Source organism: Tardiphaga sp. GW822-FHT04G09, from assembly GCF_058800725.1.
This window is the reverse complement of record NZ_JBXAMO010000009.1, coordinates 126,798-145,786: the sequence shown is the minus strand read 5'-3', so window position 1 is coordinate 145,786 and position 18,989 is coordinate 126,798. Positions and strand designations below refer to the sequence as shown.

Here is an 18,989-nt window from a genome sequence, read left to right as displayed (position 1 = left end):
CTGGGCCATAGGCGCGCGACGACCCGAGCCGGCACGAACAAGCCGGGTCATTTCGATTACGAAGCGGCTTAACGGGTCCGGCGTGAGAAGAGCGAGATCAACACCGGGAGGGTAATCAGGATCACCAGCGGCGCCAGCATCATGCCGGTGACGACCACGACCGCCAACGGCTTCTGCACCTGAGACCCGATACCCTCCGAGAGCGCTGCGGGCAGCAGGCCGATGCCCGCCACGATACAGGTCATGAGGACCGGCCGCAGCTGCAGTTCGCCGGTCCGGATCACCGCCTTGATGCGCTCATAACCCTCGTCGATCAGCTGATTGTACTGCGACAGGATCAGAATGCCGTCCATGACAGCAATGCCGAACAGCGCGATGAAACCGATCGCTGCCGATACGCTGAACGGAATACCCGTAATCAGCAGACCGAGCACGCCGCCGAAGATCGCCATCGGGATCACGCTCATGGCCAGCAACGTGTCGGCCATCGAGCCAAAGTTGAGCCAGAGCAGCACGCCGATCAAAGCGAGGCTGATCGGCACCACGATGGAAAGCCGCGCTATAGCGTCCTGAAGATTGCCGAACTCGCCGACCCATTCGGTCCGCGAGCCCGGCGGCAACTGGACCTGCGCGGCGACCTTCTCCTGCGCTTCCTGAATGGCGCTGCCAAGATCGCGTTCGCGTACCGAGAACTTGATCGGCAGATAACGCTCCTGGTTCTCGCGATAGATGTAGGCCGCCCCCGAGACCAGATTGATCGATGCCACTTCACTCAGCGGGATCTGCGCGATGGTCCCGTTCGGACCGGCTGCGCCAATGCGCAAATTCTGGATCGCCTCGGCGCTACGACGATATTCCGGCGCCAGCCGCACCATGATCGGGAAATGACGATCACTGCCGGACTCATAGAGATCGCCTGCAGAGTCGCCGCCGATGGCTACCTTGATAGTGGCGTTGATATCGCCCGGTGCCAGCCCGTAGCGCGCGGCCTTGGCGCGGTCAACGTCGATCTGGATGGTTGGCTGCCCCAACGACGTGAACACGGCGAGATCCGTCACGCCCTGCACCGTGGACAGTACGGCCTTGATCTCGTTAGCGGTCTTGGTGAGGGCATCCAGATCGTTGCCATAGAGCTTGATCGAGTTCTCGCCCTTCACGCCGGAGACGGCCTCAGACACGTTGTCCTGCAGATATTGCGAGAAGTTGAATTCAACGCCCGGGAATTTCGTCTGCAGTTCCTTGAGCAGGCGCGCCGTCAGCGCATCCTTGTCCTGCGGCGCCGGCCACTCGGTGGCCGGTTTCAGCGGCGCGAAGAATTCTGCGTTGAACAAGCCGGCTGCGTCGGTGCCGTCATCAGGGCGGCCATGCTGTGAGACAACGGATTCCACCTCGGGCTGCTGGCGAATGAGCCTGCGCATCTCGTTGACGTAAGTATTGCCCTCCTGCAGCGAGATCGTCGGCGGCAGTGTGGCGCGGATCCAGAGATTGCCCTCTTCCAGCTTCGGCAGGAATTCCAGGCCGAGCATGCGCACCATGAACCCCGTCAAGACGACGAGGCCGATGGCGAGGCCCATGACGATCTTACGATTAGCGACAGCCCAGTTCAGCACCGGCACATAGAGATCGTGCAGCTTGCGAACGATCCAGGTCTCGGTTTCCTGAACATGCGCTGGCAGGATAATGGCGCTCAGCGCCGGCGTGATGGTGAAGGTCGCGATCAAGCCGCCGGCGAGCGCATAGGCGTAGGTGCGCGCCATCGGCCCAAAGATGTTGCCCTCGACACCGGACAGCGTGAACAGCGGCAGGAAGGCTGCGATGATGATGGCCGCAGCGAAGAAGATCGAGCGCGACACGTCGGCTGACGCACTGAGGATACCGTGCTTCTTCATCCCCATGATGGTTTCGGCGGAGATGTGACTGCGCTCTGCCTCCGACAATGGCGTCGTCTGAGTGAGCCGTCTGAAGATGGCCTCGACCATGATGACTGTGCCATCGACGATCAAACCAAAGTCGATAGCGCCAACCGACAGAAGATTTGCGGATTCCCCACGCAACACGAGAATGATAACGGCAAAGAACAGCGCAAATGGAATCGTGGCGCCGACAATCAGAGCGCTACGCAGATTGCCGAGGAAAATCCACTGCAGCAATACGATCAACAGGATGCCGACCACCATATTATGCAGCACCGTATGGGTGGTGAGATCAATCAGATCCTTACGGTCATAGATGCGCTCGATGCGCACGCCCGGCGGCAAGACGCCTCCCCGGTTGATCGTCTGCACCAGTTGTTCGACCCGCGCGATGGTCGGTGAACTCTTCTCACCGCGGCGCATCAGGACGATGCCCTGTACGATGTCGTCGTCCTGATTGAGACCGGCGATGCCGAGCCGCGGCTTCTCGCCGACGGAAACCGTGGCGACGTCCTTGACCAAAACGGGGTTGCCGTTGGTCTGGGAGATCATCGTATTGGACAGATCGTCGATCGAGCGAATGAGACCGACACCACGCACCACCGCCGATTGCGGACCGATATTGACGGTATTGCCGCCAACATTGATGTTGGCATTGCCGACCGCGGTCAGCAATTGCGGCAGCGTCAGGCCGTAAGCAACGAGTTTGTTGAACTCGACCTGGATTTCATAGGTCTTGGTCTTGCCGCCCCAGCCAATGACGTCGATGACACCCGGCACCGACCTAAAGCGGCGCTGCATCACCCAGTCCTGCAGGGTCTTGAGGTCAAGCACGCTGTAGTTCGGTGGTCCCACCAGGCGATAGCGGAAGATTTCACCCACCGCCGAGATCGGCGAAATAGTTGGCTGGGCGTTGCCCGGCAACGTCCCAAGCTGCGACAGCCGGTTCAGCACCTGCTGCAGTGCTTCGTCATAGGTGTAGTCGAACGAGAACTGCAGTTTGACGTCAGAGAGACCGTAGAGCGAGATCGTGCGGATCGTTTTCAGGTTCTTGATACCTGCGACCTGTGTCTCAATCGGGATCGTGATGTAGCGTTCGATTTCCTCCGCTGACAGGCCGTTGCTCTGCGTGACGATATCGACCATCGGCGGAGTCGGATCGGGATAGGCCTCGATATTCAGCTGATTGAAAGCGAACAGACCGCCGATGAAAACGACGGCGAACATCGCCACCATCAGCAAGCGACGGTCGACGGCCAAGGCAACAAGACGATCCATCCAGATCGGACCTTTCAGAAGAGCCGAAGCTGGGGGTTAGCTGGCGGAAGCCGCCCGGTCGATGAACAGGCTGCCCCTGGTGACAATGCGTTCGCCAGCTTTCAGATTACCATGGACCTCGACAAGATTGCCGTTGGTCATGCCGGTCTTGATCTGGCGCAGCTCGATCGTCTTATCCTCGTCATGGGCAACCCAGACGCGGACCTGATCGCCTTCATAGATCAGCGCGGTCTTCGGCACGCCGATGGTCGGCCGATCGCCGGGCGCGTAGATCGTGACGGTGGCAAACATCTCCGGCTTCAGCAGACCGTTGCTATTGTCCAGCGTGGCGCGCACGAGCAGGCGGCGTGTCGCAGGATCGAGCGCGGTCGCGACGTAGCTGATGCGGCCAGTGAGCACACGGCCGGGCAGCGCCAGGACGGTGAAGCTCATTTCCTGACCGATCTGCACGGCAGCGGCCTCCGTCTCGCGCACAAATGCAGTGAGCCACACCGATGAGAGATCGCCGATCACGAACACCGGATCAGCAGCACCTGCGCTGATATATTGGCCGGGACCGATCTTGCGCTGAACTACAGTGCCCGCAAGCGGTGCATAGATGGTGGTTTCCGGATTGATGCGGCCCTTCTCCTGAAACGCCGTGATCGCTTCTTCGGAGAGGCCAAGGATGCGCAGACGATTGCGCGCTGCTTCTAGGGCCGTTTCGGCTGTGCGCTGATCGTTCAACGCCTGCAACAGCGTGGCCTGGCTCTGCTGATAGTCCTTGAGCGGTACCGCCTTGCCTTCGAACAGATCCTTGGCGCGTTTGTCCTGAATTTGCGCGAGATCAAGCTGCGACTTCGCCTTGTTGAGCGAGGTGACCGCGGCAACGAAATCGTTCTGTGCGCCGACAGTGTCGGCCGCTTCGATGATAAAGAGCGGCTGACCTTTTTCGACATGGTCGCCCGGCTTGGCCATCAGCTTTGTCACGCGGCCGGCATAGGGCGAGAAGATCGGTGTCGAGCGATCTTCATCGACCGCAATCTTGCCCTCGGTGACGTGTTCGGCACGGAAGGCATGCACGGTAACCGGTTCGATGGTCAGGCTGGCCCATTCAGACGGCGAGGTGGTGTAGCGCTGCGGATTCTTCCGGGACTGGCTCGAAACGTCGGAATGCCCCTTCGACGGGGTCAACAGCCGCGCGTAGCCAATACCTGCGGCGACCAGCATAGCAGCGATGCAACCGCCCGCGATCAGGCGCTTTCGGCTAAATATCTGAGATTGTTGATCTAAATTCGTCACTGCCAGATCCTTGGTAGGAAACGCACTTATTCCGCGGCGATTTGTCCCATTCACGCGCTAGTAGTGCGCATCTGGTCGTTCAGACAATCTAAAAACGCATGTGCACTTACGAATCTTCGTTAAAACTTTGAAATCCCGAGAGTGGATTTCAATTGCCGGTCGGCCATACCGCCGGATGGGTGCCGAGGGGCATGGCCGGACGCGCCCATGATGCTGGTGTGCGCGATAACACCGCTGCATGACAAACCGTAGACAACGTGCCGAATCCCGACGGCATATCCTCTATAAACTCTTTCACCGTCTCCCCCGCCAGATCCGCCGCAGCGAAGCCATCGGGCAGCCGCCCCATATCCCATAGCCATTTACCTGTGCGGGCAAGAGAGACCTGGACGTGCCAACTCCCCCCTTCGCGCGCCTGACGTGCACGCGCCATCATGGCCCCGAACGCCATCAGGTAGCCCGTGGCGTGATCCAGCATCTGCGCCGGCAATTCCTTGGGTCCCTCAACGCCTGCCGCCTGCCCTTCGGCATGGTTGAAGCCGGTGGCGCATTGCACCAGTGAATCGAAACCGCGCCGTTCCGCCCAGGGACCAGAGCGGCCATAGGCCGAGAGCGAGACATAGACGATGCCCGGGCTGAGCCTGGCTGCTTCAACCGGCGAAAAGCCGAGTGCCGCAAGAGACTGCGGGCGATAGCCCTGAGAGAAGATATCCGCCTGCGCGAGCAATCCTCGCAAGGTGTCGCGCCCCTGCTCGCCCTGGAGATCCACGAAGCTCGAGAGCTTGCCGCGCCCGGTGTCGATGGTGAGCCACGGGATCGCCGGCAGATCGGGGCTGGAGACCAGCATCACATCCGCGCCATGGGCCGCAAGGGTACGACCTGCGACGGGGCCTGCGATGACGCGTGAGAGATCGAGCACGCGCAGTCCGGCGAGCGGCCGGGCACCGATCGGCCACGGCTTGGGGTCGGCGTCGCCAATCCGGGTGATTTCCACGAGCGGCAGTTCTGCGATGGCTTGCGCCTGCGGCAGCGCCATCCATGCGTTATGGGACCGCATCAGCGCCACGACGCCGCCAGCTGCATAGGCCGCGGCCTCGAAGGCCTCGCCGTTCCATTGCATCAACGCCGCCTGCACGGCTTCGCGCTCCGGCGCGCATGACAGCACCTGGCAGACAGCGTCGCGATGATGCGGAAAATTGGTATGCAGCCGCACGAACTTGCCGTCACCGGTCTTGTAGACGCCTGCGATGGCATCCCAGGCGGGCGGCGGCGGATTGCCGTCGCAGCGCAGATAGCGCTCGCTGCGGCATTCGACGATGGCGTGGCGCATGTCGACAGAGACAGTCTGCGTCTGCCCGCTGCGTAGCCGCCAGATTTCGGCGGCCGCCATTCCGGACGCAGCGATACTGATCTGAGCGGCCGTGCCGACATGGAACGACGACGGCAACTGCGGCTCATGACCGGTCAACGTGACACGCTGGAGCGCCGCAATATCACCGCCGACCTGCCTCCAGAGGTCCGCAAGTCGTTCACGAATGCCGTGCATCAACGCCCCCCTTTCCCACGCCACCGATTCAGCTCACGCTTCCAGGTGACCACATCCGTCATCGCGCCATCTTGCACAAGCATGGAGGAGAGACCATGGCGATCATCGATCCATTGACAGCCGGCGCCGTAATGCTGGCTACGGCTGCCACCGACGCGGTCTATGTGATGTTCACCTCTGCGGTGGTGGCCCGCCGACGCGTACCTGCGGCCACCTGGAGCAGCGTCTGGTATCTACTCTCGTCCTATGCCGTCATCAGCTATACCGAAAACTGGATATATGTGGGTTTCGCCGCCGTCGGCTCATGGATCGGCGCCTATGCCACTATTACTTTCCTGCATCGGCCACCCGGCGGACCGCCAGTCGGCGCGTCACCTGAATAGGTAGTAGCGGCTGAATGGTTTCTGAACGGCGCTTAATGGAAATCCCGCGAGCGCGGCAGGATCCGGACATTGCGTGGATGGCGAATGCGCTGGGCCGGATTGTCGGGATGCTCGCGGCGATCGTCATTGACCGGTTCGGGGTCTGACAGCATTTGTCGGGGCCCGCCAAGCGCATCGTTGGCGAGATGTTTCAAATCGTCCGAGCGATCGACCAGCCGTTCTGCAACCAGATGGACAACCTTGTCCGGGCTGCTCTGAATCGTACCCTCGACCAGAATGAGCCTGGAGCCCATGACTTCCCTGCGAAACTGCTCCATGACTTTCGGCCACACCACGATATTGGCGATGCCGGTCTCGTCTTCCAGCGTCATGAAGACGACGCCCTTGGCGCTGCCCGGCCGCTGCCGCACCAGCACGACACCGGCACAGCGCACCCGCCGTCTGTCATTGGCATCCACAATGCTCGCGCAGGTCACCACTTTTTCCCGCGTGAAATTCGCGCGCAGGAACTCCATGGGATGTCCCTTCAGCGACAGCCGGATGGTCTGATAATCGGCGACCACCTGTTCGGGCAAAGGCATCTCAGGCAGAGGCTTCGCATTCTCGTCCGGCTGCTCGCGTGCGGTCGCGACTTCGAACAGCGGCAGAGCCACGTCATCGGGCAGTCGCCTCACCGCCCACAGTGCGGCACGGCGATCGAGCCCGATCGAGCGGAATGCATCGGCATCGGCCAGCATGATCAGCGCGCGTTTTGGCAAAGCGGTATCGCGGGCGAAATCTTCCAGCGAGGTGAAAGGCTGTCGCTCTCGCGCGGCAACGATGCGCGCGCCCCAGTCTTCTCCCGGCGGCTTGCCAGCTTTTACACGTTCGCGCTCCTCATCCGGATCCGCCCATTTGAATCCATCGATCTGGCGAAAGCCAAGGCGAACCGCGCAATAGTCTCTGCCTGGTTCTTCCAGCGTATTCTGCGAATGACTGAAGGATACATCGATCTCCCGCACATCGACCCCGTTATCGCGCGCATCGCGCACGATCTGCGACGGCGCATAAAACCCCATCGGCTGTGAGTTCAACAGCCCGCAGCAGAACGCATCGGGGTGGTAGTGCTTCAACCATGATGAAACATAGACAAGCTGCGCGAAGGCGGCCGCATGGCTCTCGGGAAAACCATAACTGCCGAAGCCCTTGATCTGATCGAAACAGCTCACGGCGAAGGCCTTGTCGTAACCGCGGTCGATCATTTTTCCGACCATCTTTTCCTCGAACGTATGCATGGTGCCGACGTTGCGGAACGTCGCCATGGCGCGGCGCAGACCGTTAGCCTCCTCCGGAGTGAAATGCGCCGCTTCAATCGCGATGCGCATGGCTTGTTCCTGGAACAACGGCACGCCGAGGGTTTTGTGCAGAACCTTGCGTAACTCATTTTCATCCCCCCCTTTGGGGTGTGGATATTCGATATCTTCCGGCTTCATCGCCCGACGCTTCAGATAGGGATGCACCATGTTTCCCTGGATCGGCCCGGGACGAACGATCGCCACCTCGATGACAAGGTCGTAGAATGTCTTCGGCTTCAGCCGCGGCAGCATATTCATCTGCGCGCGGCTTTCGACCTGGAACACGCCCAGAGATTCGCCGCGTTGGAGCATCGCGAAAACCGGTGGGGCATCCTTGGCCTCCGCTTTGATGTCCTTGAGTTCGTAGCGCTTCTCCTTGTGACGAAAGATCAGATCAAAACATTTCCGGATGCAGGTGAGCATGCCCAAAGCGAGCACGTCGACCTTCATCATTTTCATGGTGTCGACGTCGTCCTTGTCCCATTCGATGAAGGTGCGGTCGTCCATCGCCGCATTGCCGATCGGCACATAGGTGTCGAGCCGGTCCTGGGTCAGCACATAGCCGCCGACATGCTGCGACAGATGGCGCGGAAATTCGATCAGCTCGGTGGCCAGCTCGACAGCGCGCACGATCATCGGATTGGACGGATCGAGCCCGGCCTGCTTGACCTGCATCTCGTTGAGGCCCTTGCCCCAACTGCCCCAGACGGTGTCGGCCAATGCCGAGGTGACGTCCTCGGTCAGCCCCAGCGCCTTGCCGACATCACGGATCGCCGAGCGCGGCCGGTAATGGATAACAGTGGCGATGATTGCCGCGCGATGCCGGCCGTAGCGCCGATAAACATATTGCATCACCTCCTCGCGCCGGACGTGTTCGAAATCGACGTCGATGTCCGGCGGCTCAAGCCGCTCCTTGGAGATGAAGCGCTCGAACAAAAGGTCGACCTCGGCGGGATTGACCGAGGTGATGTCCAGCATGTAGCAGACCGCGGAATTGGCTGCCGAGCCCCGCCCCTGACACAGGATGTTCTGACTGCGCGCATAGCGGACGATGTCGTGGACGGTCAGGAAGTAATGCGCGTAACCGAGCGCGGCGATGAGCGCGAGCTCCTTGCGTAAGGTGGCTTCGAGTTTCGGATCATGGATGCCGGGGAAATGCCGATTCATGCCCTCCCATGTCAGATCCTCAAGATGTTGCTGCGCGCTCTTGCCGGGCGGCACAGGCTCGTCGGGGTATTGATACTGGAGCTGGTTGAGCGAGAATGTAATGCGATCGGCAAAACGGATGGTCTCGCGGATCGCATCCGGATAATCGCGAAACAGCCGCGCCATTTCAGCAGCCGATTTCAGATGCCGCTCGGCATTCATTTCCAGCACGCGGCCGGCCTGCTCGATCGTCGTCTTCTCACGGATGCAACTGACCACATCCTGCAGGATGCGGCGATTTGGCGTATGATAGAGCACGTCATTGGTGACGATCAGCGGCACGCCCGCAATGGATGCGATGCGCTGCAGCTTTGCCAGACGACGCTTGTCATCCCCGCGATGAAACGGACTGGCACCAAGCCAAATGCCTTCCGCTGGCAGGCCCGATAGTGCATCGAGCGTGCGCAGGACAAGATCACTGTCGATCCGATAGGTCGGCATTAGAACAAGCAACACCCCTTCGCTAAACTCCGCGAGATCGCCGAGCTGCAGCAGGCATTCACCCTTGTTGCCACGCAGCTTGCCCATGCTGAGTAACTGGCACAGCCGACCATAGGCGTTGCGGTCGCACGGATAGGCAAGGATGTCCGGCGTGCCGTCATTGAAGACCAGCCGCGTGCCGATCAGAAGCTTCGGTTTGTAGACAAGATCCTTGTGGTCCAGCTCGGCAAAGGCACGCACCACACCGGCCATGGTGTTGTGATCGGCAATGCCAATGGCATAAAGCCGCTCGGCACTGGCCTGGTGCACATAGTTCTGCGGATGCGACGCGCCGCGCAGGAAAGAGAAATTCGTGGTAACGCCTATTTCGGCATAGTCTGCGTCGGGCCTGCTCATGCGAACAGCCCGTGCACGAACCATTTCGGCGAAACGATGTGATTTTCCGCATCCCTGATCTCGCCATACAGTCCGTCGCGGAACAGCCAGAAGCGTTGACCTGCCTCATCCTCGACACGAAAGTAATCGCGCGTCGGCTTCGCCTCCTGCGCACGCCACCACTCCATCGACACACGCTCCGGGCCTTCCACATGAACGACGTTGTGAGACACCCGTCGCCAAGTGAATTTCTTAGGCGGCTTGTCTGGAAACTCCGCAAGCGGGACGTCGATCAGTTCGGGCTGCTCGAACAACCGTAACGGCCGCAGCGGCGGCTCGTCTTCACGCACCGGCCAAACGGCCTGCATGGCGGCGGCCAGATGATGCTGTGCCGGCACCGCCAGCATCGCGCGTTCGGGAAAGTGGCTCTCGGCTGGCAGATAGACCTGCACGCGACGTGGCCCGATCCGCGCGGCGATACGGTCGATCAGGTCAGCCAGTTCATCGTTCGCATGCACATTGGCATCGAGGTCGCGCTGCTGCTGCACGACGATCTCGGTACGGCTGGCCGACAGGCGGATCATATCGAAACCGAAACCGGGATCGAGCGGATCGGCAATCGCGTCCAGTCGTTCGCGGAACAGCCGGTCGATCACTTCGCCTTTGGAGACGGCCTGCCCGGTTTCCACCGTGATGGCCCGCACCGCGCCATCGGTGCGGAAGAACGCCGCTTCCAGCCGCCGCGCGCCCTTGCCCTGCCTGTCCATCGCATCGATCAGCGTGCGTGCCAGCTTGGCCAGTGTCAGCGTAATCACGCCATCGGTGGCGATCGGTTCGGCAAAGCGTTGCTCGACGATGTAATCCGGCAGCGGCTTGCGCGGCGAAATCGGCGCATCGCTGTGCCCCAGCGCCTGTTCCAGCAGCGTCGTGAATTCCGCGCCGAAACGTGCGGTGATTTCGGGGCGCGAGCGCGAGGCGACATCGCCGATGGTCTTCAAGCCGGCGCGGCGCAATCCGCGGATGATCGCCTCATCGACGCCGAGCGTGAACAGCGGCAGCGGCGTCACCGCTTTGGCCTCCTCGCCCGCAGCAACGATCCGGCCATGCGCATAGCGACTGAGCGTGCGTGCGCATGTGGATGTCCCCGCAATCGCTGCGCTGACGATAAACCCCTGCCGCGACAGCGTCACGCAGAGCTGCTTCATCAGCGCCGCCTCGTCGCCGAACAGATGGGCGCAGCCGGTGATGTCGAGAAACAGACCATGCGGCAGATCCAGCGCGACCAGGGGCGTGAAACGATCGCACCAGTCGGCGATGTCGGTCAGCGTCTGGGTATCGGCGACGGGGTCGGCGTCAAACACCTGGATGTCCGGACAGACCGCGCGGGCATTGGCAAGCGGCAGGCCGGGTTCGAGGCCGAGCTTCGCCGCGGCATCATTCAGCGTGGAAATCTGCAACGCATTATTTTGCTTGGCGACGACGATGCAGGGCTGCGGACTATCCTGTTCTCCGTTGCGGATACGCTGCCGCTTGATGCGATCGGTCGGCAGGCGTGGCAGCCACAGGCTGAGGATACGCCGAGATGTCACGGAATACGCATTCATCACATTTCCATTCCATGATCCATTGGCCGTTCGGGCCATGGCGGTTGCGAACCAGTTGCACGTCGAGCATTGGCGCGCCCCATGCTTCCCAGGGCCTGACCGGCGGCGAATGCGCGGAGCGGATGAGCCAGCGGGTTTCCGCCGTACTCGGCGCCGGAACACCTGCGGTCCGCAGCAAGAGACAGGTGACGCCCGAGCCACGCGCCGCCAGCGTCAGCTTGCGGCTGGCGACCAGATCGAACTGCTTGCTGTCGCCCCAGGTCTCCAGCACGACGCTGCCCAGCGCGTCGCAGGCCAGCGCATCGGCTGTCGTCCGCAGCGCCGTCTCGACATCGGGCGCACGCACGGTGACCAGCAGTCGCGGATCGAGGCCAAGCTCACGCCAGCCGCTCATGGCCAACGCGCCACATTCGCGTTCGGAGAAATCCTGCCGGATCCACAGCAGCGGCCGCTTTGCCGAGACACGATGCGCAAGGCCGGCGACAAAGCCCGTGGCCGCGGCGCTGTGACGGCCTTCGGCGAACACCTCATGCATCGTGCCACGTGCGAGCCCGCCTTGCAGCGCCGCGTCCGCCTCGGCATGACCGAGCGATACCCGATCCGGCCCGTAGGTATCGCTGTGGGTCTCGATGCGTTCGATGCTGCCGCGCAATTGCGCGAGCATGGTCATGCGTGCGCCGGTCATGCGCCGCTCCTCGAAATTGTTTTGCCGTGGCGGGTTTTTAGTGAACCCATTGCCGGCCCCCCTGTTCATGATATGTTCCAGTGTAAAGCCAACATGGCAAGCCGAGTCAATCGGGATCATCAGCCACTTTTTTAGCATTTGAAATCAAAGGGATTTTTGAACATGGACGTGAAGCGCAAGCTGGAGATCCTGGCGGATGCCGCGAAGTACGACGCGTCCTGTGCGTCCAGCGGTACCGAGAAACGGGACTCCCGCGACGGTAAAGGCATCGGCTCGACCGATGCAGGAATGGGGATCTGTCATTCCTATGCTCCGGACGGCCGCTGCATCTCGCTGCTGAAGATCCTGCTCACCAATGCCTGCAATTACGATTGCCTTTATTGCGTCAACCGGGCCTCCAGCAATGTGACGCGCGCCCGCTTCACCGTGGACGAAGTGGTGCAACTGACGCTGGATTTCTACAAGCGCAATTACATCGAGGGACTGTTTCTCTCGTCGGGCATCATCCGCAGCCCCGATTACACGATGGAACAGGTCGTCGCCGTCGCGCGGAAACTGCGCGAGGAACATCACTTCCGCGGCTATATCCATCTCAAGACCATTCCGGAAGCCGACGATGTACTAATTACCGAGGCCGGCAAATATGCCGACCGCCTCTCCATCAATATCGAGGTGCCCGAGGAAGACAGCCTGGCAAAGCTGGCGCCGGAGAAAGACGTCCGCGCCATTCGTCGCACCATGGGTCGATTGCGGTTGAAGCTCGATGAAGCCCGCGAAGAACGCAAGCCGACGCCACGCGGCAAAGTCGGGCCTCGTTTTGCACCGGCCGGCCAGAGCACGCAGATGATCGTCGGCGCCGACAGCGCCAATGATTCAACCATCATCCGAACCTCGGCCAATCTCTACGGATCCTACAATCTCAAGCGCGTCTATTACTCCGCTTTCAGCCCGATCCCCGATGCCAGCCGTTCGCTGCCGCTACGCGCGCCGCCGCTGATCCGCGAGCATCGGCTGTATCAGGCCGACTGGCTGATGCGCTTTTACGGCTTCGACGTCGACGAAATCGTCGATGACAATGACGGCATGCTGTCACTGGACATGGATCCGAAGCTCGCCTGGGCGCTCCGACACCGCGACCGCTTCCCGCTCGACGTCAACCGCGCCAGCCGTGAAGACCTTTTGCGCGTGCCCGGTTTCGGCGCCAGGGCCGTGCAACGGATCATCGAAACGCGCCGCATCTCGTCGATCCGCGTCGGCGACCTCGCCCGGCTGCATATTCCGCGGAACAAGGCACTGCCTTTCATCGTTCTTCCGGATCACCGCCCGGCCGTGAATTTTCTGGACGGCGCGAAGCTGGCGGAGCGGTTCAAACCGAAAGCAACCCAATTGGGATTTGGATTCTAGAATTTCATTTCAGGAGACCTGATGCACACCATCTTGCTGGAGAGCGACACCGACTTTGAAGGCTGGCGCAAGGCGGCACGCAAACTGGTGCTCAACGACATTGCTCCCACTGACGTGACATGGACGGTTGCAGGCGCCGAGCCTGAATTGTTCTCCGCCTCGCCGGCAACGTCGCTATCCGACGCTGCAAAAGGCACGTTCAACGTTCCGGCCAAATTCGTCGAACTCGCCGAGACCGCCATTCTGCATCGTGATCCCGAACGCTTCGCCCTGCTCTATCGTTTGCTGCGGCGGCTGCGCGACAATCCCGATCTGATCCACGTCGCCATCGACTCCGACATCACCAAACTTCAGGCCATGGCCAAGGCTGTCCGGCGCGACGAGCACAAGATGCATGCTTTCGTACGGTTTCGCGAAATCGGCCGTGAGCCGAATTCGCATTTCGTCGCCTGGTTCGAACCAGAACATCACATCGTCGAATTCGCGGCCCCCTTCTTCGCGCGGCGCTTCGCCGACATGGCGTGGTCGATCCTGACGCCGGATCTCTGCGCGCATTGGGATGGCCACGCGATTTCCATCACGCCCGGCGTCAACAAGTCGGATGCGCCGACGAAAGATCGGCTCGAAGAGGTGTGGCTGACCTATTACGCCAACATTTTCAATCCGGCGCGGTTGAAGACCAAGGCAATGCAGAACGAGATGCCGAAGAAATACTGGCGCAACCTGCCCGAAGCCGCACTGATCAAGCCGCTGATCGCAGAAGCTGGACGCATCACACGAGACATGATCGCGGCAGAAGCCGGCGCGCCCAAGAAGCCGCAACGTCGGGAGGAGACCATGGCCAAGTCGCATGCGACCAAAACGGTCGATACCGGGACGGAAAGTCTTGCCGCGCTACGCGAGAAAGCGGCCGATTGCCGTGCCTGCCATTTGTGGAAAGACGCGACACAGACCGTGTTCGGCGAAGGTCCGCAGCATGCTTCTGTAATGATGGTCGGTGAACAGCCCGGCGACAAGGAAGACCTTGCCGGCAAGCCGTTTGTCGGACCTGCCGGACAGATGCTTGACAAGGCCCTGAAGGAAGCCGGCATTGTCAGAGACAGGGTCTATGTCACGAATGCCGTGAAGCATTTCAAGTTCGTTCCGCGTGGAAAATTCCGTCTGCACCAGAAGCCGGCAACGCCGGAAATCAAGGCGTGCCGTCCCTGGTATGAGCGCGAAAAAGCGTCCGTGAAACCCGAGCTCGTCGTCGCGATGGGCGCGACAGCCGCACAAAGTGTGCTCGGCAAGATCACGCCGATCGGCAAGACGCGCGGCCGGATTATCGAGGCTGACGACGGCACACAGGTTCTCGTGACCGTGCATCCATCCTATCTGCTACGACTACCGGACGAGGATGCCAGAGCCCGCGAATATGCGCATTTCGTCGATGACCTGCGCATCGTCGCCAAGCATCTGAGCGCGGCAGCGCACGCAACCTGATCTTTCAGATTACGAATTCCCGCATCACGCGCCGCGTATCCATCTCGAATTCGAGATCGACAACCGGCGGCCGCGCAAAGTGCCAGGTCATACCCTGCCGCGACGCACCACGCTTGACCAGTTCGTCGGCCACCACCGGATGGAAATCCTGCACCGTGTAGATCTGCGTCGCGGTTGTGTCCTTCCATGAGAAGCCGAACGCGCCGAGGCGCTCTTCCATATTGCTCATGGTCATGCGCGCCTTCTCACGAAATGCGTCGGGTGAGGTTTCGCGATAGCGCGTGATGCGCTCCGGATATGTTCCAGGTCCGCCACGCGCTTCCGCGCCGCCGGCAATGACGAAGCTTGGCTTCGCGCCGAGTGCCGGCCGCGTGAAGGAGAAAGCATAGAATGACGGCTCGCTCGGCGGATCGATCTCAAGACAGACATTGCTGCGCGCCACGGGATTGTTGGTGCCGTCGAAGATGCCCCACTCTGCGAGCGTCTTGACATAGTGCTCGTTGAATTTCCGGAAGCCTGCTTCATCGACAACCGCAGGCGAGCGCAGCTCGCAGGCGCAAAACGTCGTCAGCGGACGATCGACAGCGAGAATGTAGTCGGCAATGCGCGCGAAGCCATCGGCTAGAGGCAACCATCTGTCGAAGCGAACACGCTCGATCTCGAAATCCGCATTGGCAGCAACGCCGCTCGAATACTGAAACACTGCGGGAATGTAGCGATAATTGCCGGCCGGAAAATCGCGCGTCATGGGTGGGTCCTGTGGGGTCACGCGGACCGCCAAAAGATAATGGCGGACCGCATCAAGCGATCCGCCATCCAACCTCAAACCATGTGGCCCTGCAAGCTCGGCTTCGCAAGGCCACGTCGTGCGATCAGGCCGTACGCGTGTGCTCCAGATCGAAGTCGGCAATCTGCTTGGCGCGATCGGTTTCCTTGCTGGCGCGGTGATCGGTGGCGATGGCCACATAGACCGCGGGCAGCACGAACAGCGTGAACAACGTACCGATCATCATGCCGGAGACGACCACGAGGCCGATCGAGAAGCGGCTCGCCGCACCTGCACCTGCCGCGGTGAGCAGCGGCAGCAGACCGGTGACCATCGCAGCCGTGGTCATCAGGATGGGACGCAGACGCACGCGAGCGGCCATCTCGATGGCCGAGCGACGATCGAGACCTTCCTTGAGCTGCAGCTCGTTGGCGAACTCCACCATCAGGATGCCGTGCTTCGAAATCAGGCCCACCAACGTCAGCAGACCCACCTGGGTGTAGATGTTGATCGTCGCCAGACCGAAGAACAGCGGGATCAGCGCGCCCAGGATCGCCATCGGCACCGTGATCATGATCACCAGCGGATCGCGCAGACTTTCGAATTGCGCTGCCAGCACCAGGAAGATGATGATCAGCGCGAAACCAAAGGCGACTGCGAGCTGATTGCCTTCCTGCACATATTGCCGGCTGTCGGCGAGATAGTCGTGGTTGAAGCCCGACGGCAACTGCTTGGCCGCGCCTTCGAGGAAGTCGACCGCCTGACCAACCGTCACGCCCGGCATCGGCACGGCCTGGAAGGTCGCCGAATTCAGCTGATTGTAGTGCGACAGGGCATTCGGATTGGTGCCGGTCTCGACCTTGACCAGCGTCGATAGCGGCACCTGCTGACCCGTATTCGTCGGCACATAATAGTCCGCCAGCGAATCCTGCGAGATGCGCATGGCGCGCGGCACCTGCGGGATCACCTGATAGGAGCGCCCTTCCAGATTGAAGCGGTTGGTGTAATTGCCGCCGAGCAGCGTCGCCAACGTGCTGCCGATGCTCGCCATGGTAATGCCGAGATCGTTCGCCTTCGAGCGATCGACGGAGACGCGCACCACCGGCTGGTTGAAATCGAGGTCGCTGTCGCTGACGATGAACAGGCCGCTCTTGCGCGCGGTGTCCTTCAGCTTGACCATCTCCTCATAGACCGACTGGAAGCCGTTGGTCGAGCTGATCACCATCTGGATCGGCAGACCACCGGGACCGCCCGGCAGCGCCGGAAGGTTGAATGCGAAGGCATTGACGCCCTCGATCTTGCTGAGTTCGGCCTGCACCAGCGGCTTCAGCTGCGTAGAGGAACGCTTGCGTTCATCCCATGGCTTGAGCAGCATGCCGGCGATGCCGTTGCTCGGACCATTGGTGCCGTTGATAATGAAACGCAGATCGGTCTCCGGGAACTTCTTGAACGCCTCGTCCATGCGATCACCGTAGAAATCCGCGTAGTCGATATTGGCGTATTTCGGTGCCTTGGTCACCGCGAACAGGATGCCCTGATCCTCCTCGGGCGCCAGCTCCTTAGACGTATTCATGTACATGAAGCCGACGAGACCGAGGATCACGACGGCGAACATGGCCGTGATGGGGCGATAATCCAGCGAGCGGTCGAGCTGCCGGCCATACCAGCGCGTGGTGGCGCCGAACACCTTGTCCACCTTCTTGGCAAACCAGCCCGGCTCTTCCTGCTTTAACAGCACCGAGCACATCATCGGTGACAGGGTCAGCGCGATGACGCCGGACACGATCACCGAGCCCGCCAGCGTGAATGCGAATTCGCGGAACAGCGCACCGGTCAGACCGCCGATGAAGCCGATCGGCGCATACACCGCCGCCAGCGTAATGGTCATGGAGATGACCGGCCCAACGATCTCGCGCGCACCTTCCAGCGACGCCTGAACCGGCGATTTGCCCTCCTCCAGATGGCGATGGATATTCTCCACCACCACGATGGCGTCGTCGACCACGAGGCCGATGGCGAGCACCATGGCCAGCAGCGTCAGCAGATTGATGCTGAAACCCATGACGAGCATGAGGCTGCAGACGCCCACCAGCGACAGCGGAATCGTCACCACCGGGATGATGACCGAGCGGAACGAAGCCAGGAACAGGAAAATCACCACGATCACGATGCCGACGGCTTCGATCAGCGTATGCTCCACTTCCTCGATCGACGACGTGATGAACTTGGTGGAGTCGTAGGCGACCTTCATCTTCAGCGATGGCGGCAGGTTACGTTCGAGCTCGGGGAACAGTGCGCGCACGCCCTTGACGATGTTCAGCGGATTGCCGAGCGGCGTCGACTGCACGCCGATGAAGATCGCGCGCTCACCACTGAACGCCACGCTCGCGTCCGTACTCTGGGCCGCAAGCTCGACGGTGGCGATATCCTCCATACGGACAAAGCCGCCGTCCTTGGCTTTCACCGTCATGCGCTTGAATTGCTCGACGTTCTGTAGGTCGGTATCCGCCGTCACGTTGGAGACGATGTAGTAACCCTTGGTCTGACCGGCCGCCGCCTGGAAGTTGTTGGCGCGGATCGCCGCGGCGACATCGTCCGGAGATACACCGCGCCCCTGCATGCGCAGCGGATCGAGCCACAGGCGCATCGCGAAGGTCTGGCCGCCAAGGATTTCGGCCGACGCCACGCCATCGACAGTCGACAGGATCGGCTGCACCGCGCGCGTCAGATAGTCCGAGATCGCCGAGCCGGACAGTTCCTCGCTGGAGAAGCCGAGATACATCACGGCCGTGGTCGAACCGGTCGACTTCAGGATGACGGGGTCGTTGGCTTCCTTCGGGATCAGATATTTGACCGAATTGACCTTCGACAGCACTTCGGTGAGCGCGGCGTTGGGATCGACGTTCAGCTTGATATAGACCGAGATCAGGCTCTGGCCCTGCGTCGATGCCGACGTCATGTAGTCGATGCCTTCAGCAGCCGCGACGGCCTGCTCGATCGGCGTGGTGATAAAACCCTGCATCAGATCCGGCGACGCACCAGGATATGCCGTGGTGACGGTGATCACGGTGTTCGACAGTTTCGGATACTGGCGGATCGGCAGGCTGGTTGCAGCCTTGAAACCGATCAGCAGGATCAGCAGGCTGACGACCAGCGCCAGTACCGGGCGCTTGATGAAGATATCCGTGAAGACCATTGCGGTCGCTCCGTCATCGGCACCGTCTGCAGGCCATCACAGGCCGCGCGACGATGCGAGAAAATTCATTCAAATGAAACGGGACGGACCGCATG

At 61.1% G+C, this 18,989-nt stretch carries 11 protein-coding genes; 3 read left to right on the top strand and 8 right to left on the bottom strand.

Features of this window, described 5'->3' with window-relative positions:
* Positions 1 to 68: 68 nt before the first annotated feature.
* The 3 genes from AC1RLZ_RS17460 to AC1RLZ_RS17450 form a co-directional block, all read right to left on the bottom strand.
* A complete protein-coding gene (locus AC1RLZ_RS17460) occupies positions 69 to 3,191 on the bottom strand; it encodes an efflux RND transporter permease subunit (RefSeq protein ID WP_493189636.1) in 3,123 nt (1,040 codons plus the stop codon).
* A 36-nt stretch (positions 3,192 to 3,227) separates the two neighbouring features.
* Complete coding sequence (locus AC1RLZ_RS17455) at positions 3,228 to 4,400, bottom strand: efflux RND transporter periplasmic adaptor subunit (protein WP_371424132.1); 1,173 nt, start codon at positions 4,398 to 4,400, stop codon at positions 3,228 to 3,230.
* Positions 4,401 to 4,620: 220 nt separating this feature from the next.
* On the bottom strand, positions 4,621 to 6,018 hold the full coding sequence (locus tag AC1RLZ_RS17450; RefSeq protein ID WP_493189635.1) for a CoA transferase: 1,398 nt from the start codon (positions 6,016 to 6,018) through the stop codon (positions 4,621 to 4,623).
* 95 nt (positions 6,019 to 6,113) lie between these two features.
* Between AC1RLZ_RS17450 and AC1RLZ_RS17445 the strand changes: the two genes are divergently transcribed.
* Positions 6,114 to 6,401: a hypothetical protein gene (locus AC1RLZ_RS17445; RefSeq protein WP_493189634.1), complete on the top strand. Its 288-nt coding sequence runs from the start codon at positions 6,114 to 6,116 to the stop codon at positions 6,399 to 6,401.
* Positions 6,402 to 6,433: 32 nt separating this feature from the next.
* Here the strand turns inward: AC1RLZ_RS17445 and AC1RLZ_RS17440 are convergent, their stop codons facing one another.
* Genes AC1RLZ_RS17440 through AC1RLZ_RS17430 form a run of 3 tightly spaced genes read right to left on the bottom strand, consistent with a single transcriptional unit; the run spans position 6,434 to position 12,046 of the window.
* Entirely contained in the window at positions 6,434 to 9,778 is a 3,345-nt protein-coding gene (locus AC1RLZ_RS17440) for an error-prone DNA polymerase (RefSeq protein WP_493189633.1), read from the bottom strand.
* Positions 9,775 to 11,361, bottom strand: coding sequence for a Y-family DNA polymerase (locus tag AC1RLZ_RS17435; protein WP_493189632.1), 1,587 nt, complete (start codon positions 11,359 to 11,361; stop codon positions 9,775 to 9,777). The genes AC1RLZ_RS17440 and AC1RLZ_RS17435 overlap by 4 nt, the downstream gene beginning before the upstream one ends.
* Complete coding sequence (locus tag AC1RLZ_RS17430; RefSeq protein WP_493189631.1) at positions 11,255 to 12,046, bottom strand: ImuA family protein; 792 nt, start codon at positions 12,044 to 12,046, stop codon at positions 11,255 to 11,257. The genes AC1RLZ_RS17435 and AC1RLZ_RS17430 overlap by 107 nt, the downstream gene beginning before the upstream one ends.
* 162 nt (positions 12,047 to 12,208) lie before the next feature.
* Here AC1RLZ_RS17430 and AC1RLZ_RS17425 point away from each other — a divergent pair, with 162 nt between their 5' ends.
* Together AC1RLZ_RS17425 and AC1RLZ_RS17420 are read left to right on the top strand one after the other, a co-directional pair.
* Complete coding sequence (locus AC1RLZ_RS17425; protein WP_493189630.1) at positions 12,209 to 13,450, top strand: putative DNA modification/repair radical SAM protein; 1,242 nt, start codon at positions 12,209 to 12,211, stop codon at positions 13,448 to 13,450.
* A gap of 21 nt (positions 13,451 to 13,471) precedes the next feature.
* A complete protein-coding gene (locus tag AC1RLZ_RS17420; RefSeq protein WP_493189629.1) occupies positions 13,472 to 14,932 on the top strand; it encodes a UdgX family uracil-DNA binding protein in 1,461 nt (486 codons plus the stop codon).
* Between the two features lie 4 nt (positions 14,933 to 14,936).
* Here AC1RLZ_RS17420 and cnbZ read toward each other — a convergent pair whose 3' ends face one another.
* Both cnbZ and AC1RLZ_RS17410 read right to left on the bottom strand, forming a co-directional pair.
* Positions 14,937 to 15,680, bottom strand: coding sequence for a 2-amino-5-chloromuconate deaminase CnbZ (gene cnbZ / locus AC1RLZ_RS17415; protein WP_493189628.1), 744 nt, complete (start codon positions 15,678 to 15,680; stop codon positions 14,937 to 14,939).
* 124 nt (positions 15,681 to 15,804) lie between these two features.
* Positions 15,805 to 18,894 carry a MexW/MexI family multidrug efflux RND transporter permease subunit gene (locus tag AC1RLZ_RS17410; protein WP_493189627.1) on the bottom strand — a complete coding sequence of 1,030 codons (3,090 nt, stop codon included), beginning with the start codon at positions 18,892 to 18,894 and terminating at the stop codon, positions 15,805 to 15,807.
* Positions 18,895 to 18,989: the final 95 nt, after the last annotated feature.

What these genes read in the sequence shown, in the direction of transcription:
- AC1RLZ_RS17460 (WP_493189636.1), bottom strand. Translation starts at nt 3,191, where the DNA reads ATGGATCGTCTTGTTGCCTTGGCCGTCGACCGTCGCTTGCTGATGGTG.
- AC1RLZ_RS17455 (WP_371424132.1), bottom strand. Translation starts at nt 4,400, where the DNA reads ATGCTGGTCGCCGCAGGTATTGGCTACGCGCGGCTGTTGACCCCGTCG.
- AC1RLZ_RS17450 (WP_493189635.1), bottom strand. Translation starts at nt 6,018, where the DNA reads ATGCACGGCATTCGTGAACGACTTGCGGACCTCTGGAGGCAGGTCGGC.
- AC1RLZ_RS17445 (WP_493189634.1), top strand. Translation starts at nt 6,114, where the DNA reads ATGGCGATCATCGATCCATTGACAGCCGGCGCCGTAATGCTGGCTACG.
- AC1RLZ_RS17440 (WP_493189633.1), bottom strand. Translation starts at nt 9,778, where the DNA reads ATGAGCAGGCCCGACGCAGACTATGCCGAAATAGGCGTTACCACGAAT.
- AC1RLZ_RS17435 (WP_493189632.1), bottom strand. Translation starts at nt 11,361, where the DNA reads ATGAATGCGTATTCCGTGACATCTCGGCGTATCCTCAGCCTGTGGCTG.
- AC1RLZ_RS17430 (WP_493189631.1), bottom strand. Translation starts at nt 12,046, where the DNA reads ATGACCGGCGCACGCATGACCATGCTCGCGCAATTGCGCGGCAGCATC.
- AC1RLZ_RS17425 (WP_493189630.1), top strand. Translation starts at nt 12,209, where the DNA reads ATGGACGTGAAGCGCAAGCTGGAGATCCTGGCGGATGCCGCGAAGTAC.
- AC1RLZ_RS17420 (WP_493189629.1), top strand. Translation starts at nt 13,472, where the DNA reads ATGCACACCATCTTGCTGGAGAGCGACACCGACTTTGAAGGCTGGCGC.
- cnbZ (WP_493189628.1), bottom strand. Translation starts at nt 15,680, where the DNA reads ATGACGCGCGATTTTCCGGCCGGCAATTATCGCTACATTCCCGCAGTG.
- AC1RLZ_RS17410 (WP_493189627.1), bottom strand. Translation starts at nt 18,894, where the DNA reads ATGGTCTTCACGGATATCTTCATCAAGCGCCCGGTACTGGCGCTGGTC.